The organism is Synechococcus sp. CS-1332 (assembly GCF_025127995.1).
GTDB lineage: Bacteria > Cyanobacteriota > Cyanobacteriia > PCC-6307 > Cyanobiaceae > Cyanobium.
On sequence record NZ_JAHLYP010000045.1, the window covers coordinates 1 to 11,596 of the forward strand.

At 69.0% G+C, this 11,596-nt stretch carries 14 protein-coding genes, 1 tRNA gene and 1 pseudogene; 8 read left to right on the forward strand and 8 right to left on the reverse strand.

Annotated elements, in window-relative coordinates; genetic code table 11:
* Together KQ305_RS10940 and KQ305_RS10945 are read left to right on the forward strand one after the other, a co-directional pair.
* A partial coding sequence (locus tag KQ305_RS10940) for a DNA-3-methyladenine glycosylase (protein ID WP_259725444.1) occupies nucleotides 1–333 on the forward strand: 333 nt, incomplete at its 5' end.
* Nucleotides 330–1,340, forward strand: coding sequence for an aspartate carbamoyltransferase catalytic subunit (locus KQ305_RS10945; RefSeq protein ID WP_259725445.1), 1,011 nt, complete (start codon nucleotides 330–332; stop codon nucleotides 1,338–1,340). The genes KQ305_RS10940 and KQ305_RS10945, both read left to right, overlap by 4 nt.
* Nucleotides 1,341–1,360: 20 nt before the next feature.
* Here the strand turns inward: KQ305_RS10945 and KQ305_RS10950 are convergent, their stop codons facing one another.
* The 4 genes from KQ305_RS10950 to KQ305_RS10965 all read right to left on the reverse strand — a co-directional run bounded on the left by KQ305_RS10950 (nucleotide 1,361) and on the right by KQ305_RS10965 (nucleotide 2,576).
* Nucleotides 1,361–1,699, reverse strand: a complete 339-nt coding sequence (locus KQ305_RS10950; RefSeq protein WP_259725446.1) for a DUF565 domain-containing protein — start codon at nucleotides 1,697–1,699, stop codon at nucleotides 1,361–1,363.
* 318 nt (nucleotides 1,700–2,017) lie between these two features.
* Complete coding sequence (locus KQ305_RS10955) at nucleotides 2,018–2,215, reverse strand: hypothetical protein (protein ID WP_015109473.1); 198 nt, start codon at nucleotides 2,213–2,215, stop codon at nucleotides 2,018–2,020.
* A 44-nt stretch (nucleotides 2,216–2,259) separates the two neighbouring features.
* Nucleotides 2,260–2,421 carry a PCP reductase family protein gene (locus tag KQ305_RS10960; RefSeq protein ID WP_259725447.1) on the reverse strand — a complete coding sequence of 54 codons (162 nt, stop codon included), beginning with the start codon at nucleotides 2,419–2,421 and terminating at the stop codon, nucleotides 2,260–2,262.
* Between the two features lie 82 nt (nucleotides 2,422–2,503).
* Nucleotides 2,504–2,576 (reverse strand) — tRNA-Ala (locus KQ305_RS10965).
* A gap of 45 nt (nucleotides 2,577–2,621) precedes the next feature.
* Between KQ305_RS10965 and KQ305_RS10970 the strand changes: the two genes are divergently transcribed.
* Nucleotides 2,622–2,840 carry a DUF2555 domain-containing protein gene (locus KQ305_RS10970; RefSeq protein WP_259725448.1) on the forward strand — a complete coding sequence of 73 codons (219 nt, stop codon included), beginning with the start codon at nucleotides 2,622–2,624 and terminating at the stop codon, nucleotides 2,838–2,840.
* Entirely contained in the window at nucleotides 2,830–4,128 is a 1,299-nt protein-coding gene (coaBC, locus tag KQ305_RS10975) for a bifunctional phosphopantothenoylcysteine decarboxylase/phosphopantothenate--cysteine ligase CoaBC (protein WP_259725449.1), read from the forward strand. Before KQ305_RS10970 ends, coaBC begins: the two co-directional genes overlap by 11 nt.
* Here coaBC and KQ305_RS10980 read toward each other — a convergent pair.
* Complete coding sequence (locus KQ305_RS10980; protein WP_259725450.1) at nucleotides 4,094–4,471, reverse strand: hypothetical protein; 378 nt, start codon at nucleotides 4,469–4,471, stop codon at nucleotides 4,094–4,096. The genes coaBC and KQ305_RS10980 overlap by 35 nt on opposite strands.
* A 112-nt stretch (nucleotides 4,472–4,583) precedes the next feature.
* Between KQ305_RS10980 and psbO the strand changes: the two genes are divergently transcribed.
* The 4 genes from psbO to KQ305_RS11000 all read left to right on the forward strand — a co-directional run bounded on the left by psbO (nucleotide 4,584) and on the right by KQ305_RS11000 (nucleotide 9,231).
* Entirely contained in the window at nucleotides 4,584–5,396 is an 813-nt protein-coding gene (psbO, locus tag KQ305_RS10985) for a photosystem II manganese-stabilizing polypeptide (protein WP_259725451.1), read from the forward strand.
* A 126-nt stretch (nucleotides 5,397–5,522) separates the two neighbouring features.
* The gene (gene sat / locus KQ305_RS10990) at nucleotides 5,523–6,692 is read left to right on the forward strand and encodes a sulfate adenylyltransferase (protein WP_259725452.1); all 1,170 of its coding nucleotides are present in this window, start codon (nucleotides 5,523–5,525) and stop codon (nucleotides 6,690–6,692) included.
* A 66-nt stretch (nucleotides 6,693–6,758) separates the two neighbouring features.
* Nucleotides 6,759–8,603: an ATP-dependent zinc metalloprotease FtsH3 gene (gene ftsH3 / locus KQ305_RS10995; RefSeq protein ID WP_259725453.1), complete on the forward strand. Its 1,845-nt coding sequence runs from the start codon at nucleotides 6,759–6,761 to the stop codon at nucleotides 8,601–8,603.
* A 28-nt stretch (nucleotides 8,604–8,631) separates the two neighbouring features.
* Nucleotides 8,632–9,231 (forward strand): bifunctional 4-hydroxy-2-oxoglutarate aldolase/2-dehydro-3-deoxy-phosphogluconate aldolase, encoded by a 600-nt coding sequence (locus KQ305_RS11000; RefSeq protein WP_259725456.1) that lies wholly within the window; start codon nucleotides 8,632–8,634, stop codon nucleotides 9,229–9,231.
* 8 nt (nucleotides 9,232–9,239) lie between these two features.
* Here the strand turns inward: KQ305_RS11000 and aroC are convergent, their stop codons facing one another.
* The 3 genes and pseudogenes from aroC to KQ305_RS11015 all read right to left on the reverse strand — a co-directional run.
* Nucleotides 9,240–10,328: a chorismate synthase gene (gene aroC / locus KQ305_RS11005; RefSeq protein ID WP_259725454.1), complete on the reverse strand. Its 1,089-nt coding sequence runs from the start codon at nucleotides 10,326–10,328 to the stop codon at nucleotides 9,240–9,242.
* Nucleotides 10,329–10,376: 48 nt separating this feature from the next.
* On the reverse strand, nucleotides 10,377–11,282 hold the full coding sequence (locus tag KQ305_RS11010) for a methyltransferase domain-containing protein (RefSeq protein WP_259725455.1): 906 nt from the start codon (nucleotides 11,280–11,282) through the stop codon (nucleotides 10,377–10,379).
* Between the two features lie 97 nt (nucleotides 11,283–11,379).
* Nucleotides 11,380–11,596 (reverse strand): annotated as a pseudogene (locus KQ305_RS11015) (photosystem II q(b) protein); the annotation flags it as partial.

Consider the following 11,596-nt stretch of genomic DNA (forward strand, 5'->3'; position numbering starts at 1 on the left):
CCCCCCGGACCGGGCCTGCTGGCCCGCCGCTTCGGCCTCGACCGCCGCCACGACGGCCTGCTGGCCTCACCGGCTTCCGGCCTCTGGCTGGCCCCCCGGCCGGCGGCGGTGGCGGCGCTGCTGGAGCGGCCAGCGGAGGGGGGGGAGACACAGCTGCTGCAGACGCAGCGCATTGGCCTGTCCCAGGGTCAGGAGCTGCCCTGGCGCTGGTACCTGCGCGGCAGCCGCAGCGTCAGCCGGCGGGCCCGGGGCGACCGCACCCCCCGCCACGATGGGCTGCTCGCCGTGCTGACCTCTACGGTTGGAACGTTCGACGGGAGCAGGACGTCTTGAGCGGCTGGAGTCACCGCCACGTGCTCGACCTGGCGTCCTTCTCGGTCGCAGACTTCGCCACCGTTCTGGAACTGGCCCAGCGCTTCCGGGCCCTTCCGGTGGCCGGTGCGCGCCGGTTGCCCGCCCTGCAGGGCCGGCTGATGACCAGCCTGTTCTTCGAGCCCAGCACCCGCACCCGCACGAGTTTCGAGCTGGCGGCCAAGCGGCTGTCGGCGGAGGTGCAGAGCTTCTCCCCCACGTCGAGTTCCCTCAGCAAGGGGGAAAGCCTGCTGGATACGGCCCGCACCTACGTGGCGATGGGGGCCGACATCCTGGTCGTGCGGCACCGCTGTACCGGTGTCCCCCACAGCCTGGCCCGTGACCTGGATCGTTGCGGCGAGCGGGTGTCCGTGCTCAACGCCGGCGATGGCCTGCACAGCCACCCCAGCCAGGGTCTGCTGGATCTGTTCACCCTGGCCCGGCACTTCTCCCCCGAGGACCCCAGCCCCGAGAGCCTGCGGGGCCGGCGCATCGTCATCGTCGGCGACGTGCTCCATTCCCGGGTGGCCCGCTCCAACCTCTGGGCCCTCACCGCCTGCGGCGCCGATGTGGTGCTCTGCGGTCCGCCGACGTTGCTGCCCGATGGCTTCACCGATTTCGTGCTGGCGCCGCCGCCGGGGCAGGCCGCCGATCCGGTGGCGGCCCGGGGCCGGGTGCAGGTGGAGCGTCGCCTCGAGGACGCCCTGCCTGGGGCTGATGCGGTGATGACCCTGCGCCTGCAGAAGGAGCGGATGCAGCAGCACCTGCTCACCAGCCTGGACACATACCACCGCCAGTACGGCCTCAGCCACCGGCGCCTGGCGCTCTGCGGCGATGGGGTGCCGGTGCTGCACCCCGGACCGGTGAACCGGGGCGTGGAGATCGCCGGCGAGCTGCTCGATGATCCGGACCGCAGCCTGGTGGAGGAGCAGGTCCGCAACGGCATTCCGATCCGTATGGCCCTGCTCTATCTGCTTGCCGCCACCTGAGCGCCCATCCTCTGCTCGGCTCAGAGCAGCTTGAAACCATCCAGCAGCAGGCCGTAGAGCAGCCCCATGCGAGCCATGTCGAGCAGCTGCAGCCGCAGTTTCAGCGGTTGGTTCAGCAGCCGGCCTCGGAGGCGGGCTGCCAGCTCGATGCCAACGACACAGACCAGGGCGCCGATGGGGTCAAACAGGGCCAGGGCGCCGGTGATCGAGCCGATGCCGCCCCCCACTACGAAGGCGCTCAGCAACACGAGCAGCAACAGGGAGAGCCGGCGCCAGGGATTCTGCGCCCAGGCCTCCAGCAGGTTGCCCGACTGAGTGATGCGCTGCTGGAAGCGGGTCTGCTGGAAGCGGGGAGGCAACGGTGGGAACCTGCCGCTGATGGGAAAGGGGAGCAGGGGGCTCAGCACCCACGGGTGAAAAGCCACTGGCGGTGATCCCCATCACCCGGCCCATTCCCTGCGACCTCTGGTCTACACCATCTCTGGCGTCTTGACAGCACATTCCCCCCACCGATAGGGGATACCAATAAAAAAGCCCGAGGCAAAGGCCCGGGCGGGGTGATGGGGACGACACCAGCAAACCAAGCTCTTCCGGCTCGGGCAAGGGGGGGCAGCCGCTGACCGGAGCGTCCCTGCGGGGGCTTGACGGCTGGGGTGGTCGGTCTCAGGCGTCGCGCCTCAACCGTCCCCGTCCTTCTTGCGGGAGCCCTTGCCCTCCAGCAACTCGAGCAGCGCCTCCATCTGGGCCATCACGCCCCGCACCTCGCCGGCTTCCGGCAGCAGGCCGTCCTCCATCACCCCTTGGTGCATCTCACGCAACTCCTGTCGGATGTAGCGCAGATGACTGACAACCTGTTCTCGCTTGGACTGCGACATCGAGCGGGCCCCTGATCAACCCCCTCTTTTACCCCATCGCGGTGTCACTTCCGCCCGAAACGCTCCTTGGCCTGCTCGTAGAAGGCCAGATCCACACGTTCGAGCCCGGCTTCACGGGCCATGGATTCGATCCGCCGGCGAATGATCGGCCTCACCACGAACGGGATCTCCCTGAGGCTGGTTTCCGCGTCGCTGCTCCAGTTCATCGGGGCGGAGTGAAGGGTTGGTGCTGGCTGGGGGCCTTGGCGACTGGGCTGGCGGATCCCTGCTGCCAGCCAGAATGGCGGATGGAGAATAGGGGACTCGAACCCCTGACCTCTGCGGTGCGATCGCAGCGCTCTACCAGCTGAGCTAATTCCCCCCGATCGCCATTATCACCACCCCGTCCCCCTTCTCGGCCGCCCCCTTGGTTGATCCCAGCCCGTCCATCACCCCCGAGCAGCTCGCAGCCTTCGACGACGAATCCATCGCCGATCTCGCCCGACGCCTCGAGGATGACGACTACCCCACACCGTTCGCTGGCCTCGCCGACTGGCACCTGCTGCGGGCCCTGGCCATCCATCGACCCGACCTGATCCAGCCCTACGTCCATCTGGTGGATCAGGAACCCTTCGATGAGGAGTGAGACCCAGACGGTCTCCCGGGAGGGCTCCAGCGATCCCCTCGCCGGGCGGCGGGTGCTGGTGCTGATCAGTGGCAGCATCGCGGCCGTCAAGCTGCCCCTGGTGGTCAGTGCCCTCGTGCAGCGGGGGGCCCTGGTGCGCTGCGTCCTCAGCCCCAGCGCCGAGCGGCTGGTGAGCGCGGTGGCCCTGGCCAGCCTCAGCCGCTCCCCTTGCCACATCGAGTCCGACCAGTGGAGCCACCAGGCGGCCCGGCCCCTGCACATCGAGCTGGCCGAGTGGGCCGAGCTGGTGCTGCTGGCCCCCCTCAGCGCCACCAGCCTGGCCCGCTGGGTGCACGGCATGGCCGACACCCTGCTGGCCAGCACCCTGATCGCCTGCGAGGCCCCCGTGCTGGCCGCCCCCGCCATGAACAGCGCCATGTGGGCCGCCCCGGCGGTGCGCCGCAACTGGCGGGAGCTGCAGGGCTGGGAGCGGGTGCTGCCCCTGGAGCCGGGCAGCGGCCTGCTGGCCTGCGACCGGGTGGGCGATGGGCGCATGGCCGCCCCGGAGCTGCTCCTGCTCGCCCTGGAATCCCTGCTGCTGGCCGGCGGCCGCCGCGACTGGCAGGGGCGCCGCCTGCTGGTGAGCGCCGGCCCCACCCGGGAGCCCCTCGATGTAGCCCGCTACCTCACCAACCCCAGCACCGGCCGGATGGGGGTGCTGCTGGCCCAGGCCGCCCGCCTGCGCGGCGCCACCGTCGACCTGGTGCATGGCCCCCTGACGGTGACGCCGGAGTGGCTGGAGGGGCTGCACTGCCATCCCGTGGCCACCGCCGCGGCCATGCAGGAGGCCCTGGAGCGGCTGCAGGGCGGTGCCGATGCCATCGCCATGGCCGCCGCCGTCGCCGATCACCGGCGTCGGACCCCGCAGACCACCAAGCTCCCAAAGCAGGCCATGGCGGACGCGCTTCGCAGCGAATGGGAGGCGGTGCCCGATCTGCTGGCGGCCCTGGTGCAACGCCGTCCGCCGGCCCAGGCGATCCTCGGGTTCGCGGCCCAGAGCGGCGAGGTGCTGGAGGAGGCCCGGGCCAAGTTCGCCCGCAAGGGCTGCGACCTCCTGTTCGCCAATCCGATCGATCGCGCCGATGCGGGGTTCGCGGCCACAAGCAACGAGGGCTGGCTGCTCGGCCCGGGGGAGCGGCAACGCCGCTTCGGCCCCACCGGGAAACTGGCCCTGGCCCACGCGCTGCTGACGGCGCTGGCCGAGGTGATGGCGCTCAGGGCTCCAGTTCGGGCGACAGCAGATCCATGAACGTGCGCAGCTGCAGCCGGGGGATGTAGGGCCAGCCGCCGCTGCTTTCCATCTCGGAGAGCAGCGTGAACAGGCCGTTGCGATCGCTGGGCAGGCTGCTGCGGAAGGGGCCGTCCTGGATGCTGCGGTGCAGGTGCTCGATGCGACGCAGCAGATCGAGCAGGGCTTCGGGCTCCTGGGCACGCGCTTCGGCGATGCGGAGCAGGGCGTCGAGGGGCTCCTGGAGGTCGGGGGTGGCCGCTGGTGGGGAAGGGGGAGCTGGGGGAGCCACCGTCGAGAGTCCTGCTGACGGCGGTGACAAGGGCGTGGAGTCGTCGATCGGGTGGGTGCGGCTCAGGGACATCGTCCTCTCATACAGGTTGTTGAGAGCCCACGCAAGCCGCCTGGAATGGGTGTTTTGCACCGGTAGGATCCCGGCCAGCCCAGTTCCCGTTCCGTCTCTGCGGCTTCTCCCCATGCGTTTCCGTCCCCTGCTGGCCCTCGTGCTGGCTCTGTGCCTGACCCTGGTGTCCGCATGCAGCGGCGGGGCCAAGGCCGTTGATCGGGCCAATCTCACCTACGAAGACATCCACAACACCGGGCTGGCCAATGACTGCCCGACCCTGCCCGATTCCGCCCGTGGCACGATCTCCCTGGATCCCTCGGCCCGCTACCAGCTGAAGGAGATCTGCATGCACCCCTCCGAGGTCTTCGTGAAGGGGGAGCCGGCCAACAAGCGCCAGGAAGCCCAGTTCGTCGCCGGCAAGATCCTCACCCGCTTCACCTCCAGCCTGGACCAAGTCTATGGCGACCTCGCCGTGACAGCGGACGGCCTCAGCTTCAAGGAGCTCGGTGGCATCGACTTCCAGCCGATCACCGTGCTGCTGCCCGGTGGAGAGGAAGTGCCCTTCACCTTCTCCAGCAAGGAGCTGTTGGCCTCCGCCGCTGGCACGGCGTTCTCCACGAGCACCGATCTGAAGGGCAAGTACCGCGCCCCCAGCTACCGCACCAGCAACTTCCTCGATCCCAAGGGTCGTGGCCTCACCACCGGCTACAGCAGCGCCATGGGCCTGGTGCCCGCCGGTGATGAGTTCAGCGGCGAAACCGTCAAGCGCTACGTGGATGGCACCGGCACCATGGACCTCTCGATCACCAAGGTGGATCCCAGCACCGGGGAGTTCGCCGGGGTGTTCACCGCCATCCAGCCCTCGGACACCGACATGGGCACCAAGGCCGTCGTCGACGTCAAAATCACCGGCGAGCTCTTCGGTCGTCTCGAGCAGATCTGATCGCGCAGGCCTGGGGCTCTCCCTGCCATCAGCCGTTCAGCGAAGGGGCCTGAGGGCCCCTTTTTCATGGCCGAGCGCCGGTCTGGGAGGATGGCTCCAATCCCCTGTGACGCCAGGCCCGTCGCCATGACGCTCGCCAATACCGCCCCTCACTCCGACCTGATCGCCCCCCATGGCGGCAGCCTTGTCGATCTGATGGTGCCGCCCGACCACCAGGAGGGCGTGCGCGCCTCGGTGGACAGGGTGGTGGAGTGCAGCCACCGCAACGCCTGCGACGTGGAGCTGCTGATCGTGGGCGGCTTTTCGCCCCTGCGCGGCTTCATGCACCAGGAGGACTACGACGCGGTGGTGGCGGGCCACCGCACCACCAGCGGTCTGCTGTTTGGTCTTCCGATCGTCTTCGATACCGACGACGGGACCATTGCCGTGGGGGAGCGGCTGCTGCTCACCTACCAGGGCCAGGACCTCGCGGTGCTCACCGTGGAGAGCCGCTGGGAGCCGGACAAGGTGGTCGAGGCCAAGGGCTGCTACGGCACCACCTCCCTGGAGCACCCGGCGGTGCGCATGATTGCCACCGAACGGGGCCGCATTTACCTGGGCGGACGCCTCCAGGGTCTGGCCCTGCCGCAGCGGGTGTTCCCGTGCAGCACCCCTGAGGAGGTGCGCGCCACCCTGCCAGCCGGCGAGGACGTGGTGGCCTTCCAATGCCGCAACCCCATCCACCGGGCCCACTACGAACTGTTCACCCGGGCCCTCCAGGCCCCCAACGTGAGCCCCCAGGGGGTGGTGCTCGTGCACCCCACCTGCGGCCCCACCCAGGAGGACGACATTGCCGGTGAGGTGCGCTTCGCCACCTACGAGCGCCTGGCCGCCGAAGTGGCCAACCCCCGCATCCGCTGGGCCTATCTCCCCTACGCGATGCACATGGCCGGACCGCGGGAGGCCCTGCAGCACATGATCATCCGCAAGAATTACGGCTGCACCCACTTCATCATTGGCCGGGATATGGCGGGGTGCAAATCGTCACTGAGTGGGGAAGATTTCTACGGCCCCTACGAGGCCCAGGACTTCGCCCGCGACCAGGCCACCGAACTGGGCATGGAGACGGTGCCGTCGCTCAACCTCGTCTATACCGAGGAGGAGGGCTACGTCACGGCCGAACATGCCCAGGCCCGGGGGCTGCACATCCGCAAGCTGAGCGGCACCCAGTTCCGCCAGATGCTGCGCGGGGGCGAAGAGATCCCAGAATGGTTCGCCTTCCGTAGCGTGGTGGAGGTGCTCAGGGCCGCAGCCTGAGCCCCGTCCGCCACCGGACACCGTTTAACATTCCGTTACTTTCATCCTCATAGTGGAGACAGGGCCGTGAAGAAACGCTGGCGCAACGCGGGGCTCTACGTGCTCCTGGTGATCGTGATGATCGCGGTGGGTACGGCCTTCCTGGAACGCCCTGACCCGGCCCGGGCCCCCCGCACCCTGCGCTACAGCGATTTCGTTGAGGCCGTCCAGGCCAACGAAATCTCCAGGGTGTTGATCTCCCCCGACCGTGGCACCGCCCAGGTGGTCGAGAACGACGGCCAGCGCGCCGTGGTGAACCTCGCCCCCGACAAGGACCTGCTCAAGCTGCTCACCGATCACAACGTCGACATCGCCGTGCAGCCCAACCGGGAGCCTGCCGCCTGGCAGCAGGCGATCGGCAGCCTGATCTTCCCGCTGCTGTTGCTCGGCGGCTTGTTCTTCCTGTTGCGGCGCGCCCAGGGCGGCGGCGGCAACCCGGCGATGAACTTCGGCAAGAGCAAGGCGCGGGTGCAGATGGAACCCCAGACCCAGGTCACCTTCGGCGATGTGGCCGGAATTGAGGGGGCCAAGCTCGAGCTCACCGAGGTGGTGGACTTCCTCAAGAACCCCGATCGCTTCACCGCCGTCGGCGCCAAGATCCCCAAGGGCGTGCTGCTGGTGGGCCCTCCGGGCACCGGCAAAACGCTCCTGGCCAAGGCCGTGGCCGGCGAGGCGGGCGTGCCCTTCTTCTCGATCTCCGGCTCGGAATTTGTTGAAATGTTCGTGGGTGTGGGCGCCAGCCGCGTTCGCGACCTGTTCGAGCAAGCCAAGAAAAACGCCCCTTGCATCGTCTTCATCGATGAGATCGACGCCGTGGGCCGTCAGCGTGGCGCCGGCCTCGGCGGCGGCAACGACGAGCGCGAGCAGACCCTCAACCAGCTGCTCACCGAGATGGACGGTTTCGAGGGCAACGCCGGGGTCATCATCGTGGCGGCCACGAACCGCCCCGATGTGCTGGATTCGGCCCTGTTGCGGCCGGGCCGTTTCGACCGCCAGGTGGTGGTCGATCGCCCCGACTACGCCGGCCGCCTCCAGATCCTCGGCGTCCATGCCCGCGGCAAGACCCTCGCCAAGGATGTGGACCTCGACAAGGTGGCCCGCCGCACTCCAGGCTTCACCGGAGCCGACCTGGCCAACCTGCTCAACGAAGCGGCCATCCTCGCCGCCCGGCGCCAGCTGACCGAGGTGTCGATGGATGAGGTCAATGACGCCATCGAGCGTGTCATGGCCGGCCCCGAGAAGAAGGATCGGGTGATGAGCGAGCGCCGCAAGCGCCTGGTGGCCTACCACGAGTCCGGCCACGCCCTGGTGGGGGCCCTGATGCCCGATTACGACCCCGTCCAGAAGATCAGCATCATTCCCCGTGGCCAGGCCGGCGGCCTCACCTTCTTCACCCCCAGCGAGGAGCGCATGGAGTCGGGTCTGTATTCCCGCTCCTATCTGCAGAACCAGATGGCCGTGGCCCTCGGTGGCCGCGTCGCCGAGGAGATCGTCTACGGCGAAGACGAAGTCACCACCGGGGCCTCCAACGACCTGCAGCAGGTGGCCCGCGTCGCCCGCCAGATGGTCACCCGCTTTGGCATGAGCGACCGCCTCGGACCGGTGGCCCTCGGCCGTGCCCAGGGGGGCATGTTCCTCGGCCGCGACATCGCCGCCGAGCGTGACTTCTCCGAGGACACCGCCGCCGCCATCGATGAGGAGGTCTCCCAGCTCGTGGCCGATGCCTACCGCCGCGCCACCGACGTGCTGCTCGCCAACCGGGCCGTGCTCGATGAGCTGGCCGAGATCCTGGTGGAGAAGGAGACGGTGGATGCCGAGGAGCTCCAGGAGCTGCTCATCTCCCGCGATGTGACGGTGGCGGCCTACGTCTAGGCCTCCTTGCGACTCCCTGATCGCGTCGCTGCACCACCAGCCCCTGCTGGTGGTGCTTCGCCATCGGCAGCCCTCCCTGCTGGTTCCCCAGCTGGATACGTTGCATGATCTGGGGGTCCGGCATGTCGAGATTGCCTGGGCCCCCGGCGCCGACTGGATCGCCCAGTGCCGGCAGCTGATCGCCAGCTTCCCGGAACTGCGTCTGGGGGCGGCCTCGATCTGCAGCCAGGCGGCCCTGGAGGCGGTGCTGGAGGCCGGTTTTTCCTATGGCGTCTCCCCCATCCTCGACAGCGGTCTGCTGGCGAGGTCGGCGGCGGCTGGCTTCGCCCTGGTGCCCGGCGTGATGACAGCCACGGAGGTGAACCGGGCCCGGACCCTGGGCTGCCCCATCGTCAAGCTGTTCCCTGCCACCACGGTGGGAATCGGCTACTGGCGGCGCCTGCGGGATCCCCTGGGCGCGCCGCTGCCCTTCTGCATCGCCGCCGGGGGGCTGACGCCCAGTGATGTCTGCCCTTGGCTGGAGGCGGGGGTGGATGCCGTCGCCCTGGGGGCGTCGCTGGTGGGTGGCGTCCAGGGGGCCGCGGAGCCGCTGCGCCAGCTCCTGGCCGCGCTGCCAACGCGGCCCTGATCAGCCCGTCACCAGAGGCTGCACTGGCCCTGCTGGCGCAGCAGGTGATCCGCCAGCACCAGGGCCACCATCGCTTCCACCATCGGCACGGCCCGCGGCAGCACGCAGGGATCGTGCCGCCCCTTGGCCGCCAGGGTGGTGGCGGCGCCTGAGGCGTCGATGGTCTGCTGCTCCTTGCGGATCGTGGCGGTGGGTTTGAAGGCCACCCGCAGCCGGATCTCCTCGCCGTTGCTGATGCCCCCCTGGATGCCACCCGAGTTGTTGGTGGCGGTGCGCAGGCGGCCGTCCTCGCTGGGAAGGAAAGCATCGTTGTGCTCGCTGCCGCGCAGCAGGGTGCCGCCGAAGCCGGAGCCGATCTCAAAGCCCTTGGTGGCCGGCAGGGACATCAGCGCCTTGGCCAGATCCGCCTCCAGCTTGTCGAACACCGGCATGCCCAGAGCCACCGGCGGCCGCCGCACCAGGCACTCGATCACCCCGCCGCAGGAATCTCCCTCCCGCCCGATGGCCTCAATGCGCTCGATCATCCGTGCGGCGACGGCAGGATCCGGGCAGCGCACGATGGTGCGCTCCACCGCCTCCAGGGTCACCGTGGCCGGATCCACCACAGCCTCGATGTCGTGGATCCGGCGCACCCAGGCGATCACCTCGGTGCCGGCGGCACGGGCCAGCACCTGCTTGGCGATGGCGCCGGCGGCCACCCTGCCGATGGTTTCCCGGGCCGAGGCACGCCCGCCGCCGCTGCGGGCCTGGATGCCGTACTTGGCCTGATACGTGGCGTCGGCGTGGGAGGGGCGGAAGGCCACCTCCATCTCCCTGTAGTCCTGGGGGCGCTGGTCCTTGTTGCGCACCACCATGGCGATCGGCGTGCCCAGGGTGACGCCATCGAGGAGGCCGCTGAGAACCTCGATCCGATCGTCTTCCTTGCGTGGGGTGGTGATCCGGCTCTGGCCAGGCTTGCGGCGGTCGAGCTCCGCCTGGATGGCCTCCAGATCGAGCGACAACCGCGGCGGGCAGCCATCGACGATCACGCCCACGCCACCGCCGTGGGATTCACCGAAGGTACTGATGCGGAAGAGGTGGCCGAAGCTGCTGCCCATGGCGTCCTTTGACTGGCGCGAGACTACGAAGCGGTGGCGGTGAAGTGATCAGGACCATCGGGCCCTGACCTCCAGGATGGTGGGGCCCATCCAGAAACTGCCGGGATCGGCGCGGCTCGCTTCTATTTCGACCCTGGCCGCCTCGGCCTCTTCCATGCTCCAGAGCCCCAGGGCCTGGAGCTTGGAGCCGTACAGCGTCACGAACATCTCCAGCCAGCGGGCCGGCCAAGTACCCGCCCGGCCCACCACCGGCAGCGGCAGCAGATCCTCGATCGTGAATCCCCTGGCGGCGAGCAGGGAGGGTAGCCGGCGGCTGATGTCGGGTTCACTGCCGGCCTGCCGGAAGCTGCGTTGCACGGCCCGGCTGAAGCGGGCGATGGCGAGGCCGTGGGGATGGAGCCCAAAGGAGTCCCAGTGGACGTATTCGTGGAACAGAAGCCGGCCGCCCCTGGTCAGGCAGAGCGGCAATGGATCGAGCAGGGGTTCGACCGCGGGCAGGAACATCGCCACCCAGCGGCACCAGACCAGATCGAAGGGTCCTGCGGGCAGGGGATCGCTGAGCAGGTCATGGCAACGCATGTCCAGCTGGCCCAGGCCAGCGTCCTGCGCCAGCTGCTGGCCATGCCTCACGTAGGCCGGATTCTGCTCCAGGCCCAGCACCCGGCCGGCGGGGCCAACGATCCTGGCGAGATCCTGGGCCACGAATCCCGGACCCGCGCCCAGGTCGATCACCCGTTCCCCCGGGCTGAGCCCTGCCCGCCCGAGGGACGCCCGCAGGGTGGGGCGCCAAAGGTCGTGCTGCAGCCGCAGCCGGTCCAGTTCCACGGCATCGTTTCCCAGCACGTAGGTGTCGTTGCTGGCGGCTGGGGCCTGGGGATCCGGCGCGGTCAGGCGGGCTGGCGTTCGCTGCCGTCGAGCATGCCAGACGCCATCGGGGCCTGAGCCTGGAGCCATCAAAAAACCCCCTGCACAGGCAGGGGGTTCAGGAGAGATCAAGGAAAAACCTGGATCAGGACATCAGGGGGATTCCAGGGAAACGGGGTGAACCGAATCAGCCGATGGCCGGGGCGGTCAGGGCCACAGGGGTGGCGCTGGCAGCCGCCAGGTCGAGCGGGAAGTTGTGCGCATTGCGCTCGTGCATCACTTCCATGCCCAGACCGGCACGGTTGAGCACGTCGGCCCAGGTGTTGATCACCCGGCCCTGGCCATCCAGGATCGACTGGTTGAAGTTGAAGCCGTTCAGGTTGAAGGCCATCGTGCTCACGCCC

Coding starts and splice junctions, on each gene's coding strand:
- KQ305_RS10955 (WP_015109473.1), bottom strand. CDS start 2,215: ATGTCGCAGTCCAAGCGAGAACAGGTTGTCAGTCATCTGCGCTACATC.
- KQ305_RS10960 (WP_259725447.1), bottom strand. CDS start 2,421: ATGAACTGGAGCAGCGACGCGGAAACCAGCCTCAGGGAGATCCCGTTC.
- coaBC (WP_259725449.1), top strand. CDS start 2,830: ATGAGGAGTGAGACCCAGACGGTCTCCCGGGAGGGCTCCAGCGATCCC.
- KQ305_RS10980 (WP_259725450.1), bottom strand. CDS start 4,471: ATGTCCCTGAGCCGCACCCACCCGATCGACGACTCCACGCCCTTGTCA.
- psbO (WP_259725451.1), top strand. CDS start 4,584: ATGCGTTTCCGTCCCCTGCTGGCCCTCGTGCTGGCTCTGTGCCTGACC.
- sat (WP_259725452.1), top strand. CDS start 5,523: ATGACGCTCGCCAATACCGCCCCTCACTCCGACCTGATCGCCCCCCAT.
- aroC (WP_259725454.1), bottom strand. CDS start 10,328: ATGGGCAGCAGCTTCGGCCACCTCTTCCGCATCAGTACCTTCGGTGAA.
- KQ305_RS11010 (WP_259725455.1), bottom strand. CDS start 11,282: ATGGCTCCAGGCTCAGGCCCCGATGGCGTCTGGCATGCTCGACGGCAG.